Below are 16393 nucleotides of genomic sequence, written 5' to 3' on the forward strand. Positions count from 1 at the left end.
GCGTCCAAGAAACGTGGCGACGCTCTCAATCGGAAGGAGTCGGCGATGAAAACCGAGCATGGGTTCACGTCCGCCGAGGACGGGTTCGACTCCCGCGGCGTCAAGTGCGCGGCCCGCGTCTACCGACCGTCCGGACACAGTGGCCGGCGGCCTGCGGTGGTCATGGCGCACGGGTTCGGCGGCGTACGGGCCCTCCGCCTGTATGCCTATGCCGAGCGATTCGCTGCGGCCGGCTACGTGGTCGTGGTGTTCGACTACCGCGGGTTCGGCGAGAGTGAGGGCGAGCCGCGGCAGCTGCTGAGCGTCCGCATGCAGCACGAGGACTGGCGGGCCGCACTGAGCTACACGCGCTCCCTAGACGCGGTCGATCCACAGAAGGTCGTGGCGTGGGGCACCTCGTTCGCCGGCGGGCACGTCCTCACCCTCGCCGGCCGAGGGGAGCCCCTGGCGGCAATCATCGCCCAGGTGCCGCACGTCAGCGGAATTGCGGCCGTGAGGTCGAAGGGCCTGCGATCGTCGCTGAAGGTCATGTCTCCCGCTCTCCGAGACGTGGTGGGGTCGTGGCTCGGACGGGAACCCGTGCACATCCGCAGCGTCGATTTGCCTGGGCGCGTCGGGATGATGACGACGCCGGATGCCCAGCCGGGAATGCTCAAGCTGATCCACGAGTCCGGCCTGGCCGACGGGAGCTACCCGGAGACCGTGGCAGCGCGTATCGCCGTGAGTATCGGCTCCTACTCTCCGAGGCGCTGGGCCGGTCGCATCGAGTGCCCTGCGCTGGTCCAGATCGTCTCCGACGACGCCATCACCCCCCAAGCGGTCGCGGAAGCCGCGGCAGCCAAGATCCGGCACTCCACCGTCAAGGTCTATCCGGGCGGTCACTTCGACCCCTACGTCGAGCCGCTCTTCGAGACCGTCATCGCCGACCAGATCGACTTCCTGAACCACCACGTTCCTGCCATTGCCAACCCGATCAAGGAGACCTCATGACCGACCACACACGCACCGCTTTGGTGACTGGAGCCTCAGCCGGCATCGGCGCGACCTTCGCGCGCGTACTGGCTGCCGAGGGGCTCGACCTCGTCCTGGTGGCCCGCAGGAAGGAGCGCCTCGACGACCTGGCGGCTGAGCTCGAGGAGCAGCACCGGGTGAGGTGCGAGGTCTTCAGCGCCGACCTCAGCGACCCGAGTGCACCCGCGGCGATCATGGCGTTCGTGGCCGAGAAGCAGCTGCACATCGACGTCCTGATCAACAACGCGGGGCTGTCAGGCATGGACGCCTTCGCCGATACCGAGTGGGAGTCCCTGGCCGGCGAGATCCAGGTGATGGTGACGGCGCCGACCCAGCTCGCGCACCTCGTCGTGCCGGGGATGAAGGAACGCCGATGGGGACGGATCATCAACCTCTCATCCCTCGCCGCGTTCGCCCCGCCCGGCGAGAGCCTGCTCTACACCGGCATCAAGAGCTACGTGCTCAACATGTCGCAGGCGCTCGACATGGAGCTCAAGCCGCACGGCGTCCACGTCACGGCCCTGTGTCCCGGGTTCACGTACAGCGAGTTCCACGACGTCATGGGCAGCAGGGAGGCAGCGACCAGCCTGCCGTCCCTGCTGTGGCAGCAGCCAGAAGCAGTCGTGCGCGAGGGCTGGGGTGCGGTCAACGCGGGCAAGCCCGTCTGCGTTCCGGGTGTCGTCAACAAGGTCATCTCGCACGCCATGCGCCCCGTCCCCTACCGGGCTCAGTACGCGATGGGGAAGACGTTCAACCCCTTCAAGCACTGAGGGTTCAGGCCCAGAGACCCAGGGGGTTGCCGTCGGGGTCGCTGACGACGGCGATGCGGCCGTATCCGCCCGGCAGGTCCATCGGCTCGAGGTAGACCGTCGAGCCGAGCTCCTGCGCCTTTGCGAGGGTGTCCTCGAGTGCCGGCGTACGGACGTAGATCTTGACGCCGGTGTCGCCCGGGGCCATCGACGGGCCGATGCCGCCGGCGACCGCGTCCTCGCCGGCACCGGTGTCGACGAGGCCGTAGCCGTCCTCATCGGTCTCGACCGTCCAGCCGAACAGGTCGGTGTAGAACGTGTGGAGCCTGGGGGCGTCGTCGCTGACGATCTCGAAGAACGCCACGGGGTGGTTCGTCATCTCGGTTCCTTTCGAAGTGGGTGTTCAGGCGTGAGCCGGGAGGTCGGCGACGACGGGCATCGGCAGCAGCAGCCAGTCGATCGTGCCGATGCCGGCGACGTGGGCGGGGTCGTTGTCGCGGAGCTCCTCGAGCTCGGCCTGGGACTCAGCGCGTACGACGCACAGACCCCAGCTGCGCTCGGGGTCGGCGACCGGGGAGTAGATGAGCACGCGGCCGTCGGCCAAGGGGCCGCGCCAGTAGTCGACGTGCTCCATCATCGTGGCCATCTCGGCCTCCGACATGGTCTCGGCGAAGTCGGGGCGGTGGGCGGTCAGGCGGTAGAGATACCAGGACATGATGGGTTCCTTTCGGTTCAGCTGGGAGGGGTGGCGAGGGGCTCGCCGGTCTCGAGGACGCTCTTGAGGCCGCTGATGATGAAGGCCCAGCCCCCGCTGACGCCGCGCGCCGTGGCCGGGGACTCCTCGAGCTGGTCGTGGACGACGGTGAGCTTGCAGACCCCGCCGTCCTGGGGCTCGATGCGCCAGGTCACCCGGCTCGCGGGCTCGTCGACGGCTTCGGGGTCCCACAGGCTGCGCCAGGAGTGGGACAGCAGGTGGGGCGGCTCGCACTCCAGGACGATGTCGTCGCCCCAGAGCTCACCGTCGGGGCTCACCGAGCGGAGCGGCGAGCCGGGCCTGAAGTCGGACTCGATGGTCGAGCCGTGAAAGTACTGTCGGCGGAACTCCGTCTCGGTGATGGCCTGCCACACCTGGTCCGCTGTCGCGCGGATGTAGATCTGGAAGACCATCCGGGACTCAGCTGCGGTCTCGGTCATGACGACTCCAATCGGGTCTTGAGGTCGCTGAGGGCCGCGACCTGCGCTTCGGCGTACTTGGAGATCCACCGGTCGTGGATCAGCCGGATCGGTACAGGGTTGAGGTAGTGCCGGGTGTGCCGCCCGCTGCGCTCGGTGGTGACGAGCCCGGCGGCGGCCAGGACCTTGACGTGCTTCATGACGCCGAAGCGGGTCATCTCGGTGTGCTTGGCGATGGCGGTCTCGAGCTCGGACAGCGTCCGCCCGTCGAGCTCGTGCAGCAGGTCGAGGATGCGACGCCTGGTCGGGTCCGCGAGCGCCTTGAAAGCTGCATCGTCGTCGCCCATGGCCACGACAATAGGTGACCATTTGGTCACATGTCAACGATTGAAGAAGCCCCGATTCAGGGGCGACCGAATCGGGGCTCTCCCAGACGCTCAGCTCAGCGTGCTGGCGTCGATGACGAATCGGTAGCGCACGTCAGAGGCGAGGACTCGCTCGTACGCCTCGTTGACCTGGTCGGCCGAGATGATCTCGATCTCCGCCGCGATGTCGTGCTCGGCACAGAAGTCGAGCATCTCCTGGGTCATGGCGATGCCGCCGATCATCGAGCCGGCGAACGAGCGACGGCCGAAGATGAGGGACATCGCGTTGACCCGGAACGGCTCCGGCGGGGCGCCGACGTTGACCAGCGTGCCGTCCACGGCGAGCAGCCCGAGGTAGGCGTTCAGGTTGATCGATGCGCTGACGGTGTTGATGATCAGGTCGAACTGGTTGGCCAGTGCTGCGAACGTGTCGCGGTCGGAGGTCGCGTAGTAGTGGTCGGCGCCCAGGCGGAGGCCGTCCTCCTGCTTCTTCAGCGACTGCGAGAGCACGGTGACCTCGGCGCCGAGAGCATGGGCGATCTTGACCGCCATGTGACCGAGCCCGCCGAGACCGACGACGGCGACCTTGGTGCCCGGACCGGCGTTCCAGTGCTTCAGCGGCGTGTAGGTCGTGATGCCGGCGCAGAGCAGAGGAGCTGCGGCGGCCGGGTCGAGTCCCTCGGGGATCGACAGCACGAAGTCGGCGTCGACGACGACGTGGGTGGAGTAGCCGCCCTGCGTCGTGGTGCCGTCACGGTCGGTCACGGCGTACGTGCCGACCATGCCCTTGACGCAGTACTGCTCGTCGCCCCGCAGGCAGTTGACGCACTCCCGGCAGGAGTTGACCATGCAGCCGACTCCGACCCGGTCGCCGACCTGGTGCTGGGTCACAGCGGGGCCGACCTCGGCGACGGTGCCGACGATCTCGTGCCCGGGGACGACCGGGAACGGCTGAGGCCCCCAGTCACCGTTGACCGTGTGGATGTCGGAGTGGCAGATGCCGGCGTACTCGATCGCGATAAGGACGTCGTTGTCACCGACGGGTCGGCGCTCGATGGTGGTGAGGGCGAGCGGCGCGCCGGCCTCGGATGCGGCATAGGCGTTGACCTGCATGGGTTTCTCCTTGGGTGGTGGTGCTGAGGGGTGTGCTGGGATGCCGCGAGCTAGGACTTCTTGGCGCGCCGGAGGGTGTCGGCGAGCGTGCCGGCCTCGCCGCCGATGAGCTCTGCGCGCTCGCTGTCGCCGGCTTCGACCGCGTGCCAGTAGTCGATCTTCAGGCGGACGTAGCGCTGGCGCACGGCGAGGTGCTCGGCCTCCTCCGCGAGGCGGTCGGCCTGGTTCGACAGCAGCTCGATCTGACCCGCCGCGGCGCTGGGTCCGGTCTGTCCGTTGGCGATGTACTGCCGCATGTCGCTGACCGACATGCCGGTCGCCGCGAGGCAGGCGATCCACATCAGCTGGTCGAGGTCATCCTCGCCGTACACGCGGTGCTTGCTGCTCGCCCCGCGGCTGATGGACGAGATCACGCCGATCGTCTCGTAGTAGCGCAGGGTGCTTGCCGGCAGTCCGGTCAGCGCTGCGGCTTCCTTGATCGTGTAGGTCCGATCGGTGGCGTGGTGACTCACTCCGACCACGTTAGAAACTTCAAGTACTTGAAGTCAAAGGTTCGCTGGATCACGTTCCTGCTCACGCACCGTGCACCTGGTGCCGCTGTAGATCGTGGGCATGCACTGGTTGCAGTGGATGCAGATGCCGCGGGTGGCCTCGCCGGACTGCATGCGGTTGACCAGGTCGGGCTCGCGCAGCAGGGCGCGGCCCATCGCGACGAACTCGAAGCCCTCGGCCATCGCGCGATCCATCGTGGCCTTGTCGTTGATGCCGCCGAGCATGATGAGCGGCATCGACAGCCCGGCGCGGAAGGCCAGCGCCTTGTCGCGCAGGTAGGCCTCCTCGAACGGGTACGCCTTGAAGAACGCCTTGCCGACCGGCGTGCGGAGCCCCAGGCGTACGGGCAGCGGCATGTTGGCCGCGAACTCCTTGAGGGGGACGTCGCCGCGGAACAGGTACATCGGGTTGAGCAGCGAGCTGCCGGCGCTGAGCTCGAGCGCGTCGAGGTGGCCGTCGGCCTCCAGCATCTGCGCGAACTCCAGGCTCTCCGGCATCGAGAACCCCTTGGGCGAGCCCTCGGTCATGCCGATCTTGGCGGTGACCGCGACGGCGTCGCCGACCTCCTCGCGGACGACCCGGGCGACGTCGCGGGCGAACTTCGCCCGCTGGTCGAGCGAGCCGCCCCAGCCGTCCTTGCGCCGGTTCTGACCCGGCGCGAGGAACGAGCTGAGGAGATAGCCGTGCGCCATGTGGATCTCGAGCACGTCGAAGCCCGCGTCGACCATGGTCCGGGCCGTACGCACGTAGTCCCGGGTGATCCGCGCGATGTCGGCTGCTGTCGCCGAGTTGATCATCTGCATGCTCAAGGGCGACGGCATGCGCGACGCGGCGAGGGCATGCACCCCGTTCGACCGACCGTTGGCGACGGGTCCGGCGTGCCCCAGCTGACCGGCGACCTTGGCCCCGGTCTCGTGGATCGCGTCGGTGAGCCGGGCCAACCCGGGAGCGGACTCGGCGTTGACGACGATGACCTCTTTCTGCGTACGTCCCTCGGGTGCGACCGCCAGATAGGCGACCGTCGTGAGGCCGACACCGCCGCGCGACGGGGCCAGGTGATAGTCGATCAGCTCGTCGGTGACCAGCCCGTGAGGCGTGCGACCCTCGAACGTGGCGGCCTTGACCGTACGGTTGCGCAGCTCGATCGGCCCGAGGCGGGCGGGCTCGAAGACGCTGTTGACCATGCCTGAGCCTATCGCCATTGCTAGAACACGTTCTACATTGGACGCATGCGCAACGGACTCGTCCTCTTCACCTCTGACCGCGGCATCAAGCCGGCCGCCCTCGCCAAGGCTGCGGAGGAGCGTGGCTTCGACACGTTCTACGTGCCCGAGCACACCCACATCCCGGTCAAGCGCGAGGCGCTGCACCCGACCGGCGGCGAGGAGCTGCCCGACGACCGCTACATGCGCACCCTCGACCCGTGGACGACGCTGGCCACCTGCGCCGCCGTCACCGAGCGGATCGGACTGTCGACCGCGGTGTGCCTGCCGGTCGAGTCCGACCCCATCACGCTCGCCAAGACGCTGGCCACCCTCGACCACCTGTCGGGCGGCCGGCTGACGATCGGCGCCGGCTTCGGCTGGAACACCGACGAGCTCACCGATCACCACGTCCCGGCCAACAAGCGCCGCACCGTGCTCAAGGAGTACCTCGAGGCGATGCGCGCGCTGTGGACCGAGGAGGAGGCGTCGTACGACGGGCAGTTCGTCTCGTTCGGGCCGAGCTGGGCCTATCCGAAGCCGCCGCAGGGTCGGATTCCCGTGATCATCGGCGCCGGCGGCGGGCCCAAGACGATGCGCTGGATCGCCCGCAACGCCGAGGGCTGGATGACGACGCCGATCGAGACCGACACCGCGGCCAAGGCTGAGCTGCTGCGCAAGGAGTGGGCCGACGCCGGCCGCCAGGGCGAGCCCGACATCCGCATCCTCGTGGCCAAGAAGCCGACCGGCGAGGACTTCGCCGACTGGGCGGCGTCGGGTGCCTCCGAGCTGATCTGGGGCGTGCCGGACTCCGACGAGGACAAGGTGCTGGCCTACCTCGACAAGCTCGCCTCACGCATGGGACTCACCGCATGACCCTGTCGTCGATGTCGTTCGTGCCGTCCGACCTGTCCACCGCCGAGGTCGAGGCGTCCGAGCAGCTCTACGGCGACCTCGCCCAGGACGTGCGCCTGCTGGTCGACGTCGCCATCCGTGCGCGCGTCGACGCCGACCGCGTCGCCGCGGCCCGCGACCTGGTGCGCCGGGCCGAGCGGATCCTCGCCGAGGACGCGTCGCAGGAGCCCGCAGGCATCCACTTCAACACCGAGGGCCGGTCGTGGAACTGGGGCAACGCCGTCGTCGGCGTCCGCAACGCGATCGCCCCGCCCGTGGTGCTGCGCTGGGTCGACGACGAGACCGTACGTTCGGAGGTCGACCTCGGCGCGGCGTACGAAGGGCCGCCCAGCTGCGTGCACGGCGGGGTGTCGGCGCTGCTGCTCGACCACCTCATGGGCGAGTGCGCGAGCGCGGCGCACACCCGGCTGATCGTCACCGGCACGCTCACGCTGCGCTACCGGAAGCCGCTGCCGCTCGGTCGGATCCACATGCAGGCGCAGATCACCCACGAGGACGACCGCAAGGTCACCGTCACGGCGCACCTCGGCTGCGAGGCGTACGGCGACGAGCCCGCGGTCGAGGCGACCGGGCTGTTCATCGTGCCGCGCTGGGCCCGCGAAGGATCGGTCTCCGGCTCGCTCGACTGAGCGGCTCAGCCGCCGAGGGCGGTGAGCATCTTGCGGCCGGCGTCGCTCAACGTGCCGTGCGCGTCGGCGACCCGGCACCAAGCGAGGGTCATGTCGATGAACTTCTGCGGGTTGTAGACGTCCTCCTGGCGTACGAGGCCACCGTCGTCGTCGAACGTCAGGATCGTGATGTTGGACGTCTCGTGCACCGAGCCGTCACCGGGGTCGCGCATGATGTTGCGGACGTCGCAGACGACGCGGTTGGTCGGCGCGTCGAGGATCGACCAGGCCGGGGGGAACGCGATCATCTCGTTGCCGGGGAACGCGGTCATCGTCTTGATGATCCACGGCCGGATCTCCTCGCGGCCGTTGAAGTCGCCGTACGCGTGCTCGCAGTAGGTCGCGTCCTCGGTGAACATGTCGGCGAACGCCGACCAGTCCCGGCTCATGCTGATCTCCTCGACCGTGGCGACGTAGCGGTCGAACGCCTCCTGCAGCACCTGCTCGTTCATGACGTGCCTCCGGCATGGGTGCGCAGTGCGGGGGCGACCCAGCGACGCAGGTAGGCGCGCAGCTCGTCGCCCGTACGCGGAGGGTCGCCGGGGTCGAGCACCAGCGACTGCAAGGTGCGCAGCAGGTGCTCGACGAGCTCGAGCTGGTCGTCCTCGGCGAGGCCGACGCCGGACCAGTCGACCCCGAGACCGCCCAGCAGCTTGCCGCCGATCGCGATCGACGACGGTGCGGTGAGGGCAGCGGTTGTGCTGCTGATCCGACCGGGGGCTAGCAATCGGTTGAGCGCCGGGTCGTCCCTCAGGTGCTCGTAGACGTACGCGACGGCCTCGACCGCGGCGTCGGCAGCATCGCCTGACCCGTCGAGGTGGCTGACGACGTGCGAGATGAGGTGCTCTTGCAGGTCGTTCGCCGCGTCGAGCGAGGCCGCGTCGAGCAGGTCGTCGGTGGTGGGGAAGTAGCGGTAGATCGTCTGCCGGGTGACGCCCAGGACCTCGGCGATCTCGGAGGTGCTCGTCGTGCCTGCGGCGCTCAAGCGCGTACGCGTCGCGGCGAGGATGCGGGTGCGCGCCTCCTCGGCATCGGCCGGCGGACGGCCGCTCCAGCCGTGTGCCCTCATCCGCGTCCCCCTTCGCTCGATCCTTGACGATCATACACATTCGTGTTTGTGTTCATACACACTCACGATTTTGTATGCTCATTGTCCCGCGAGGAGCGCCATGACCACCGACGTCCTACCTGACGGCTTCGACTTCACCGATCCCGACGTGAACCTGATCGGCGTCCCGCACGACGAGCTGACGCTGCTGCGGCGCACGGCGCCGATCCACTGGGTCGAGCAGGCCGAGTCGGCACGTGCCGGCATGTCGACTGACGCGGGGTCGGGCTACTGGGCGGTGACCAAGCACGCCGACATCCTCGAGGTGTCCAAGAACCACAAGGTGTTCTCGAGCAAGGAGAACGGCGCCATCGTCCGGCTGCCGGAGACCGCGACGCGTGAGTCGCTGGAGATGACCCAAGTCGTGATCATCAACCAGGACGCGCCCGACCACACGCAGCTGCGCAAGATCATCAGCCGCGGGTTCACCCCGCGGGCGATCGGTGCGCTCGACGAGGTGCTGGAGGAGCGGGCGCGGCGCATCGTGGCTGACGCCGTCGCGGCGGGCAGCGGCAACTTCGTCGACCAGGTCGCGTCGCAGTTCCCGCTCGAGGTCATCGGTGACATGCTCGGCATCCCGGCCGAGGACCGGCAGAAGATCTTCGACTGGACCAACCAGATGACCGGTGCCGAGGACGCTGACCTCGCCCGCGAGGACAACGACCCGGAGGCTGCGGCCGCCGAGGTGCTGATGTACTCGATGGGCCTCGCCGCCGACCGCAAGGCCAACCCGCGCGACGACATCGTCACCAAGCTCGTCCAGTCCGGCGAGGACGGCGGCCGTGGCTTGACCGATGACGAGTTCGGCTTCTTCGTGATCGCCCTAGCCGTCGCCGGCAACGAGACCACCCGCAACGCGACGACGCACGGCATGAACGCGTTCTTCGACAACCCCGACCAGTGGGACCTGTGGGTGCGCGAGCGCCCCAGCACAATGGTGGACGAGGTCATCCGCTGGGCGACCCCGGTGACCTCTTTCCAGCGCACCGCGCTCGAGGACATCGAGCTCAGTGGCGTGCAGATCAAGGCCGGCCAGCGCGTCGCGCTGTTCTACGCCAGCGCCAACCACGACGAGGACGTCTTCACCGACGCGTTCACCTTCGACATCACCCGCGACCCGAACCCGCACCTGGCGTTCGGCGGCCACGGCGTCCACTACTGCATCGGCGCCAACCTCGCCCGCATGGAGATCAAGCTGATCTTCGAGGCTCTCGCCGACATGGCCCCGGGCATCAAGCGCACGGGCGAGGCCGCTCGGCTGCGGTCGGGCTGGCTCAACGGCATCAAGACGCTGCCGGTGGAGTACGCCGGCTGACCTGCGTACGGTCGTCGCATGGCCGACGCGTTTCTCGTACCGACTCCGCACGGCGACGCGCGGGTACACCTCGCTCGGCCCACCGGCGAGCCGCGCGGCCTGGTGATGCTGGGGCACGGTGCCGGTGGTGGCGTGACCGCGCCCGACCTGCAGCTGGCGGCTGCGGTCGCGATGGAGGCTGGTCTCGCTGCCGCGCTGGTCGAGCAGCCCTATCGGGTCGCCGGCCGACGGGCTCCTGCTCCTGCGGTGCAGGTCGATGCCGCGTGGCGCGCTGTGGCCGAGCAGTTGCTCGCCGAGTTCGTGGGTCTGCCGCTGGTCGTCGGCGGGCGCTCGTTCGGTGGCCGGGTCGCCTGTCGTACGTCCGCGGATGTCGGCGCGGCCGGCGTCCTGTGCCTGGCCTTCCCGCTTCATCCTCCGGGCCGGCCGGAGAAATCCCGGCTCCCTGAGCTCACGGCCGTCACCGTGCCGACGTTGGTGGTGCAGGGTGAGCGGGATTCGTTCGGCGTACCGGATCCTTCGACCCTGCCTGCCGGGCACACGCTCGTCGTGGTGCAGGGCGACCACTCGCTCAAGAAGGACGCCCCGGTCATCCGTCAGACCATCGTCGATTGGCTCGAGGCGGTTGTTCCGCCTGAGTGATGAGTTTCGCGGCCGCCGTCCGTCATACATGCGACGGGACAACGCGAAAGGATCATCATGAGTGTGGACATGCGACTGGAGGGACTGGACGTGGGCAGCCTGAGCGAGGTGGACGAGCGGGAGTTCTCGGAGCTGGCCGAGCCGCACCGGCCCGAGCTGCACGTGCACTGCTACCGGATGCTCGGCTCGTTCGAGGACGCTGAGGACGCCGTGCAGGAGACGCTGCTGCGTGCATGGCGCCGGCGGGAGACGTTCGAGGGACGGTCGACGTTCCGGGCGTGGCTGTACCGGATCGCCACGAACGCCTGCCTCGACCTGCTCGCCAAGCGTCGGCCCGAGCCGGCGACCGGGGGAGAGGTGCTGTGGCTGCAGCCCTACCCCGACCGGCTGCTCGACGAGCTGCCCGCGGACGACACGGACGAGCCGGAGGCGCTCGCGGTCGCGCGGGAGACGATCGAGCTGGCGTACGTCATCGCGGTGCAGCACCTCGCGCCGCGGCCGCGTGCCGCGCTGATCCTGCGGGACGTGCTCGGCTGGCCTGCCAAGGACGTCGCGGACTTGCTCGGCGACTCGGTGAACTCGGTCAACAGCGCCCTGCAGCGGGCCCGCGCAGGTATGCGCGAGCACCTGCCTTCCGAGCGGCAGGACTGGACCGGCGGCGAGGAGGACACCGAGACACGCGAGCTGGTGCGCCGGTACACCGACGCCAGCGTCGCCACCGATGTCGGCGCACTCGCCACGATGCTGCGCGACGATGTCCGCTTCTCGATGCCGCCCACGCCAGGCCTTTGGGTCGGTCGCGACGTGGTGGTGAACGACTGGATCCAGCACGGATTCGAGAGCATGACGGGCCTCCGCGGCGTGCTGACTACTGTCAATCGGCAGCCTGCTGTCGCCTTCTACCTCTGGCGAGAGCAGGAGGGTGCGTATCTACCATTCGGGGTGGATGTCCTCCGCATCGCCAACGGGGCGATCACCGAGATCGTCACGTTCCACGACTACCCGTACGCCCACCTCGGACTGCCGGAGCGCCTCTCGGCGGAGGACGCGTCATGAAGCGCCTGGTTGGCACCGGTCTCATCGCGGTGGTCGCTGCGGTCGTGGCGACAACGTTGGTTGCCGCTGTCGCTCGAGCGGCCGGCGTCGACTTTAAGGTCTCGGGTGGCGAAGAGATCCCGCTGTCGGGCATCGCCTTCATGACCGGCGTGTTCTCGCTCCTGGGCGTCGTCATGGCGGCGGCGTTCCTCCGCTGGAGCGCCCGCCCCGCTGAGCAGTTCTTACGCACGACGGTGGCGCTGACCGCGCTCTCGCTGATCCCACCCTTCCTCGCCGGCGCAGACCCCGCGACAACGGTGACATTGGTCGGCCTGCACCTCATCGCCGCGGCCGTGATGATCCCGGCGTTGTCGCGGAGTCTCCGATCTGCTTTCGTCCCAAACTCAGCTGAGCCGAATCGGCTGCTCCACGGCACGAAGTAGGGCGATTGCCGTACGCACGAGATTCAAGTGCGCAACGATGGCAATTGCGTAGGCAGGCTCTGCAGGGGTCCAGCATGGGAGTGGTGGCTGTGAACAACGAAGTTTCCCAGCGACCGCTTCCAGTCCGGGTTGGTCTACTGATCGACTGCGACAACGTCTCCTGGCAGCAGGCCGCTGCCATCACGGCTGAAGCGGCGACTCATGGAGTTGTCGGCGTGAAGCGTGGATACGGCGATTGGGGCAGCGCCAACTTGAAGGGGTGGCGCTCGGTCCTGATCGGTCTGGCGATTCAACCGATGCAGCAGATCGCCTACGTTTCCGGGAAGGGTGCTACAGACATCGCGCTCGTGATTGACGCCATGGACCTGCTGCATTCCGGGCAAGTGGACACCTTTTGCCTTGTAGCCAATGACAGTGACTACACCAGGTTGGCCATGCGACTTCGCGAGTCAGGCAAGCGGGTAGTCGGAATCGGCTCGAAGAACGCGTCGGCTGCGTTCAGCAATGCCTGCGATCGCTTCACCTTCTTGGAGGTACTAGCCGACGCGGGGGTGGCTCGAAACGAGAAGCCGCAAGAAGCAGTCCATGACACGGCCGGCGCCGAGACTGAATCGGCGCTGGAGATTGGGGCGGTCGTCGAACCCGCGGCGGGTGACGTCCCGGCGCTGGAGGACATGCTCCGTTCGGCCATCTCAGCGCAGCTCGAAGACGACGGCTGGGCGCTGTTGTCAAACGTCGGTTTCCAGCTTGTTGCGAACCAGCCGACCTTCGATTCGCGGAACTACGGTTTTCAGCGCCTTGGACTGCTGGTACGCGATCAGTCGTTCACCGAGGTCAAAGAGACGCAGACCACTAGTGGAAACAAAGTGCTCCACGTTCGGCTGTCGGCCTGACTGCGCTTCGGTAATGGGCTGGGGCGACCTGTGTGCTGAATGCGGTCCCGAAAGGTATCTCAACGCGACGGATGTTCTTCGGTCGGCTGTGATCTCGGGCTAGGGCGGAAGCAGACCTTTGACCGATAGGGCATTGCGGCAACTTAGGTGCCATTAGTGTCAGGGTGTGCTCCCGACCGAAGCCGGCCACCTCAGCAAGTACTTGACGACGCTCGGCGTCGCCATCGTCGCCGCGACCATTTCGCTCGCAGGATTGTTTCTGCGAATCAAGACGGAATTACTCATTCCTCTAGAGGAACTCGACCGGCTAACTCCGGAAGCACGTCAGACAGTTCTGCAGCGGCAGGAGTATGTGGCTTTCGCGACAGACCACTATTGGACGTTCGTCTGCGTTGGCGTCGGTGTCGGCGTGATGCTTTTCGTTGTTGGGCTCTATCGGTGGATCCCAAAGCAGGCTGAGCTCGACAAATACGACCAAGTGCTCATGCGGAAGGTTGAGAGCGAAGTCCGTCCCCTCACTGAACCCGAGCAAGAAAACCGCCGTCGCGCCGAAGCGGTTGAAATCGTGAAAAGCGCTCCTTTGATCGAGCCAGCGGACGCCGAGAAAACCGGGCAAGGGGGCGGGGGCGAAAACAACGACTTGCATTTGCAGACGTCCGACCATCGGGGCGGTGGTGAGGTTGCTGAGCAGATGAGGCAACTGACCGGACTGGAAACCTACTTCGCCGGATTGCTGGCGCGGGCGCTAGGCGGCGCATGGCGAATCGACGTCGGAGTTGCTGTTCGCAGCATGGGAGGCGACGCAGAGGTGGACTATCTCATTACGCCACGACGCGGTGGGCCGAGCTTCGCCGTAGAACTGAAGTTTATCGGTCGAACCGGATCCAGTATCTCTACTCTTCGTCGGACCATCAGAAAACTGGGCTCAATAGCGGACGCCTCAGCATCTCAACGAATTCCAATCATTGTGGTTGTCATCGACGACAGCGCCAGCACGTATCTGGTCAGACACGTGGAGGACCTCGTTCGTAAGGAGGCCCTCGAGTCTCATCCGGCGTTCCGATGGATCGTTGAGTCTGAGAGCGAGTTTGAGGAGATGGCCCCGGGACGTCTAAGGCAGTTCTTTGATTGACCTGAATCGAAACTGAGCCGGGAGCTTCTGCGGGGGGGATCCGTGTTACACCATCCCGTTCGACAGTTCGTATTGCGCGCGGGTCTGGAGTCTTCCGGACGGAATCTCAAGCAGCGTGCCAAAATCAAGAGGGACTGCGCTCGCGGGTGCTCCCTGAGGTGGGTATTGAATGCCGTCGATCGGGGGCCTTGGGCAGCGGGCGTCCCTGAGCACTATCCGATCGAGGCAGGGGGCGTTGATGGCGGGACGGCCGAAGATTCCAGACGCGGTCAGGGTGGCTCTATTTTCGTCGGCCGCGCAGCGCTGCCAGAACCCAGGATGTTTGAGGCCTCTGTATCTCAAGGATGTGGACGAGCCAACACACATTGCCGAGATCGCGCACATCGTCGCTTTCAGTGAGGATGGGCCGCGTGGAAAGTCTGACCTTTCCTCCGCGGATCGCCACCGCGCAGAGAACTTGATCCTCCTTTGCCCGAGTTGTCACAGGGAGATCGACAAGGCACCCGGACTGTTCAGCATTGAGATGCTCAGGGACTGGAAGGCTTCACATAGCGCGAAGCTGACCGCAGCATTCGGGGTCAAGGTATGCGGTTCTCGCTCAGAGGCTCGAACAGTGATTGAGCGCCTTCAGTCTGAAAACAGGCGGATTTTTGAAGAATTCGGTCCCCATGGCGACGAAATGTTCGATCCAGAAGCCGTCCGTGCTCAGACGTGGAAGCGCCGGATGATCGACACGATTATCCCTAACAGCAGACTCATCCTTAGCCTAGTTGATATGAATGTTGGACTGCTGACTGACAACGAACGAGTTGTCGTGAGCCGGTTCCGGACGCATGTCGCCGACTTGGTGGCTCGACACGAGCAGGAGACCAAACTGGTCGGAGCGGAGATGTACCCCATCGACATGGATCGTGTCCTGGCTGATGACTAGTTCCGCCGAGTGGGCAGCGACCAAAATCGGCGAGCTCGACTTCGTCTCAGATGTGGAGATCCTTGGCGATCCGTTCCTTCGAGTGCACCGACTGGGTATGGAACCTGTAGAGATTGCCGTCGTGTCTGTCTCGATGCTGGGTGGTGGCCTTTTGAGGGCAATCGTCGAAACCAATCCCGACGTGGTCTTTGTGCTGAACGTTCCGCGAGATTCAGACATGGAATCGGATCTCTTCCACGCTGCGCTGGACCTTCGGGTGGCATTTGGTGGTCTCGGCGATGCCTACAGGGCTCTCCGGATGAGACACCCTCACGAGTACGAGGATCGAGAAGTTCTTTACGTCGAGCGGATCTTGAGTCAGCACTCGTCTATCAGAAGTTTCACGCGCGTCAGCCGCTTTGGCTACTCACTTCACCGGTTCAGAGGCGACTCAATCTTCGTCCACATCGAAAGTGTCTACGAAGTGACGGCCGAAAAGGTGCGCGAAGCGATCGGGCGCTACGGGTCTCTGGACGCATTTGTCACATCGAACCCGAACAATCACAGCATTGCGCAGCCCGCTGTGGACGTCGGAATGCAAAGCGGAGTCGAGGTATTACTCTGGCCAGAGTTCATGTCGAGACTGAACTTCTGAGATTGCTCGTGACGGACGTAGCTCTCCAAGTCATAGGGCGGCTGGCGGAAGCGTTTCCCTCGATCGAGGTGTACACGTTCGGCTCCTGGCATCGCGCACCCGTGGGTGCGCCGGCTTCGGACGTGGATGTGCTGTTGGTGTATCGCGACTTGATTGAGCTCCGAAGGTTCAAGTCGATACTGCTAAAGGAGGCGTTCTTTCCCGTCGACCTGATCGCAATGACCCCTGCTGAGTGCGACTTCTACGACTTCATCGACGCCACCGGCGCAATCAAGCGTAAAGAATCCGGATGCCTTCAGGAAGGGGCGTCGTCCGAGAGGCCAGGGAGGTGATCCGGCTCCCAGATCGGAGCAGGCTCGCAGACTTCTCAGGCCGAGCGTCGATCCCACCGCTTCGCAGATTGAACCGGGATTCCTGGGCCGCGGCTCGCGTTCCTGCCAGAAGTTCCTCTGTACGAGTTTCCTGCAAGGCTGAGTCAGTGGTCAGAACGGCACGAACCAGCTGCGGTCACAGTT

The 16393-nt window shown here is 66.1% G+C and carries 22 protein-coding genes; 13 read left to right on the forward strand and 9 right to left on the reverse strand.

Annotated features, from left to right (window positions below):
- Window positions 1-45: 45 nt before the first annotated feature.
- On the forward strand, window positions 46-990 hold the full coding sequence (locus AB0N22_RS13545; RefSeq protein WP_364640998.1) for an alpha/beta fold hydrolase: 945 nt from the start codon (window positions 46-48) through the stop codon (window positions 988-990).
- A complete protein-coding gene (locus AB0N22_RS13550) occupies window positions 987-1781 on the forward strand; it encodes an SDR family oxidoreductase (RefSeq protein WP_364641001.1) in 795 nt (264 codons plus the stop codon). The genes AB0N22_RS13545 and AB0N22_RS13550 overlap by 4 nt, the downstream gene beginning before the upstream one ends.
- A gap of 4 nt (window positions 1782-1785) precedes the next feature.
- Here AB0N22_RS13550 and AB0N22_RS13555 read toward each other — a convergent pair whose 3' ends face one another.
- From AB0N22_RS13555 to AB0N22_RS13585, 7 genes are all read right to left on the reverse strand, one after another.
- Window positions 1786-2139, reverse strand: coding sequence for a VOC family protein (locus AB0N22_RS13555; RefSeq protein ID WP_364641004.1), 354 nt, complete (start codon window positions 2137-2139; stop codon window positions 1786-1788).
- A gap of 24 nt (window positions 2140-2163) precedes the next feature.
- Window positions 2164-2475 (reverse strand): hypothetical protein, encoded by a 312-nt coding sequence (locus AB0N22_RS13560; protein ID WP_364641007.1) that lies wholly within the window; start codon window positions 2473-2475, stop codon window positions 2164-2166.
- 17 nt (window positions 2476-2492) lie between these two features.
- Window positions 2493-2954, reverse strand: a complete 462-nt coding sequence (locus AB0N22_RS13565; RefSeq protein WP_364641010.1) for an SRPBCC family protein — start codon at window positions 2952-2954, stop codon at window positions 2493-2495.
- Complete coding sequence (locus AB0N22_RS13570; protein ID WP_364641013.1) at window positions 2951-3280, reverse strand: helix-turn-helix domain-containing protein; 330 nt, start codon at window positions 3278-3280, stop codon at window positions 2951-2953. Before AB0N22_RS13570 ends, AB0N22_RS13565 begins: the two co-directional genes overlap by 4 nt.
- A gap of 90 nt (window positions 3281-3370) precedes the next feature.
- The gene (locus tag AB0N22_RS13575) at window positions 3371-4411 is read right to left on the reverse strand and encodes an NAD(P)-dependent alcohol dehydrogenase (RefSeq protein ID WP_364641016.1); all 1041 of its coding nucleotides are present in this window, start codon (window positions 4409-4411) and stop codon (window positions 3371-3373) included.
- Window positions 4412-4461: 50 nt separating this feature from the next.
- Window positions 4462-4923 (reverse strand): MerR family transcriptional regulator, encoded by a 462-nt coding sequence (locus AB0N22_RS13580; RefSeq protein WP_364641019.1) that lies wholly within the window; start codon window positions 4921-4923, stop codon window positions 4462-4464.
- Window positions 4924-4956: 33 nt separating this feature from the next.
- A complete protein-coding gene (locus tag AB0N22_RS13585; RefSeq protein WP_364641021.1) occupies window positions 4957-6147 on the reverse strand; it encodes an NADH:flavin oxidoreductase in 1191 nt (396 codons plus the stop codon).
- A 45-nt stretch (window positions 6148-6192) separates the two neighbouring features.
- On the opposite strand from AB0N22_RS13585, the gene AB0N22_RS13590 reads away from it, so the two are divergent.
- Entirely contained in the window at window positions 6193-7041 is an 849-nt protein-coding gene (locus AB0N22_RS13590; protein WP_364641024.1) for an LLM class F420-dependent oxidoreductase, read from the forward strand.
- Window positions 7038-7709, forward strand: coding sequence for a PaaI family thioesterase (locus AB0N22_RS13595; RefSeq protein WP_364641027.1), 672 nt, complete (start codon window positions 7038-7040; stop codon window positions 7707-7709). The genes AB0N22_RS13590 and AB0N22_RS13595 overlap by 4 nt, the downstream gene beginning before the upstream one ends.
- Before the next feature lie 5 nt (window positions 7710-7714).
- Here the strand turns inward: AB0N22_RS13595 and AB0N22_RS13600 are convergent, their stop codons facing one another.
- Window positions 7715-8200 (reverse strand): nuclear transport factor 2 family protein, encoded by a 486-nt coding sequence (locus AB0N22_RS13600; protein WP_364641030.1) that lies wholly within the window; start codon window positions 8198-8200, stop codon window positions 7715-7717.
- Complete coding sequence (locus AB0N22_RS13605; protein ID WP_364641033.1) at window positions 8197-8817, reverse strand: TetR/AcrR family transcriptional regulator; 621 nt, start codon at window positions 8815-8817, stop codon at window positions 8197-8199. Before AB0N22_RS13605 ends, AB0N22_RS13600 begins: the two co-directional genes overlap by 4 nt.
- Window positions 8818-8917: 100 nt before the next feature.
- Here AB0N22_RS13605 and AB0N22_RS13610 point away from each other — a divergent pair, with 100 nt between their 5' ends.
- The 9 genes from AB0N22_RS13610 to AB0N22_RS13650 all read left to right on the forward strand — a co-directional run bounded on the left by AB0N22_RS13610 (window position 8918) and on the right by AB0N22_RS13650 (window position 16210).
- On the forward strand, window positions 8918-10171 hold the full coding sequence (locus tag AB0N22_RS13610) for a cytochrome P450 (protein ID WP_364641036.1): 1254 nt from the start codon (window positions 8918-8920) through the stop codon (window positions 10169-10171).
- A gap of 18 nt (window positions 10172-10189) precedes the next feature.
- Window positions 10190-10810 (forward strand): alpha/beta family hydrolase, encoded by a 621-nt coding sequence (locus tag AB0N22_RS13615; RefSeq protein WP_364641039.1) that lies wholly within the window; start codon window positions 10190-10192, stop codon window positions 10808-10810.
- A 57-nt stretch (window positions 10811-10867) separates the two neighbouring features.
- The gene (locus AB0N22_RS13620; protein ID WP_364641042.1) at window positions 10868-11866 is read left to right on the forward strand and encodes an RNA polymerase subunit sigma-70; all 999 of its coding nucleotides are present in this window, start codon (window positions 10868-10870) and stop codon (window positions 11864-11866) included.
- Complete coding sequence (locus tag AB0N22_RS13625) at window positions 11863-12288, forward strand: DUF6069 family protein (protein ID WP_364641045.1); 426 nt, start codon at window positions 11863-11865, stop codon at window positions 12286-12288. The genes AB0N22_RS13620 and AB0N22_RS13625 overlap by 4 nt, the downstream gene beginning before the upstream one ends.
- Before the next feature lie 74 nt (window positions 12289-12362).
- Window positions 12363-13181: an NYN domain-containing protein gene (locus tag AB0N22_RS13630; protein WP_364641048.1), complete on the forward strand. Its 819-nt coding sequence runs from the start codon at window positions 12363-12365 to the stop codon at window positions 13179-13181.
- A 166-nt stretch (window positions 13182-13347) separates the two neighbouring features.
- Complete coding sequence (locus AB0N22_RS13635; RefSeq protein ID WP_364641051.1) at window positions 13348-14313, forward strand: hypothetical protein; 966 nt, start codon at window positions 13348-13350, stop codon at window positions 14311-14313.
- A gap of 238 nt (window positions 14314-14551) precedes the next feature.
- Entirely contained in the window at window positions 14552-15244 is a 693-nt protein-coding gene (locus AB0N22_RS13640; RefSeq protein WP_364641053.1) for an HNH endonuclease signature motif containing protein, read from the forward strand.
- Entirely contained in the window at window positions 15225-15878 is a 654-nt protein-coding gene (locus AB0N22_RS13645; protein WP_364641056.1) for a hypothetical protein, read from the forward strand. The genes AB0N22_RS13640 and AB0N22_RS13645 overlap by 20 nt, the downstream gene beginning before the upstream one ends.
- An 8-nt stretch (window positions 15879-15886) precedes the next feature.
- A complete protein-coding gene (locus AB0N22_RS13650) occupies window positions 15887-16210 on the forward strand; it encodes a nucleotidyltransferase domain-containing protein (protein ID WP_364641059.1) in 324 nt (107 codons plus the stop codon).
- Window positions 16211-16393 lie beyond the last annotated feature (183 nt).

It is taken from the genome of Aeromicrobium sp. NPDC092404, from assembly GCF_040684095.1.
Taxonomy (GTDB): domain Bacteria; phylum Actinomycetota; class Actinomycetes; order Propionibacteriales; family Nocardioidaceae; genus Aeromicrobium.

Excerpts from the sequence above, each read along its gene's own strand:
- AB0N22_RS13545 (WP_364640998.1), top strand. The coding sequence starts at position 46 with ATGAAAACCGAGCATGGGTTCACGTCCGCCGAGGACGGGTTCGACTCC.
- AB0N22_RS13550 (WP_364641001.1), top strand. The coding sequence starts at position 987 with ATGACCGACCACACACGCACCGCTTTGGTGACTGGAGCCTCAGCCGGC.
- AB0N22_RS13555 (WP_364641004.1), bottom strand. The coding sequence starts at position 2,139 with ATGACGAACCACCCCGTGGCGTTCTTCGAGATCGTCAGCGACGACGCC.
- AB0N22_RS13560 (WP_364641007.1), bottom strand. The coding sequence starts at position 2,475 with ATGTCCTGGTATCTCTACCGCCTGACCGCCCACCGCCCCGACTTCGCC.
- AB0N22_RS13565 (WP_364641010.1), bottom strand. The coding sequence starts at position 2,954 with ATGACCGAGACCGCAGCTGAGTCCCGGATGGTCTTCCAGATCTACATC.
- AB0N22_RS13570 (WP_364641013.1), bottom strand. The coding sequence starts at position 3,280 with ATGGGCGACGACGATGCAGCTTTCAAGGCGCTCGCGGACCCGACCAGG.
- AB0N22_RS13575 (WP_364641016.1), bottom strand. The coding sequence starts at position 4,411 with ATGCAGGTCAACGCCTATGCCGCATCCGAGGCCGGCGCGCCGCTCGCC.
- AB0N22_RS13585 (WP_364641021.1), bottom strand. The coding sequence starts at position 6,147 with ATGGTCAACAGCGTCTTCGAGCCCGCCCGCCTCGGGCCGATCGAGCTG.
- AB0N22_RS13590 (WP_364641024.1), top strand. The coding sequence starts at position 6,193 with ATGCGCAACGGACTCGTCCTCTTCACCTCTGACCGCGGCATCAAGCCG.
- AB0N22_RS13595 (WP_364641027.1), top strand. The coding sequence starts at position 7,038 with ATGACCCTGTCGTCGATGTCGTTCGTGCCGTCCGACCTGTCCACCGCC.
- AB0N22_RS13600 (WP_364641030.1), bottom strand. The coding sequence starts at position 8,200 with ATGAACGAGCAGGTGCTGCAGGAGGCGTTCGACCGCTACGTCGCCACG.
- AB0N22_RS13605 (WP_364641033.1), bottom strand. The coding sequence starts at position 8,817 with ATGAGGGCACACGGCTGGAGCGGCCGTCCGCCGGCCGATGCCGAGGAG.
- AB0N22_RS13610 (WP_364641036.1), top strand. The coding sequence starts at position 8,918 with ATGACCACCGACGTCCTACCTGACGGCTTCGACTTCACCGATCCCGAC.
- AB0N22_RS13615 (WP_364641039.1), top strand. The coding sequence starts at position 10,190 with ATGGCCGACGCGTTTCTCGTACCGACTCCGCACGGCGACGCGCGGGTA.
- AB0N22_RS13620 (WP_364641042.1), top strand. The coding sequence starts at position 10,868 with ATGAGTGTGGACATGCGACTGGAGGGACTGGACGTGGGCAGCCTGAGC.
- AB0N22_RS13625 (WP_364641045.1), top strand. The coding sequence starts at position 11,863 with ATGAAGCGCCTGGTTGGCACCGGTCTCATCGCGGTGGTCGCTGCGGTC.
- AB0N22_RS13630 (WP_364641048.1), top strand. The coding sequence starts at position 12,363 with ATGGGAGTGGTGGCTGTGAACAACGAAGTTTCCCAGCGACCGCTTCCA.
- AB0N22_RS13640 (WP_364641053.1), top strand. The coding sequence starts at position 14,552 with ATGGCGGGACGGCCGAAGATTCCAGACGCGGTCAGGGTGGCTCTATTT.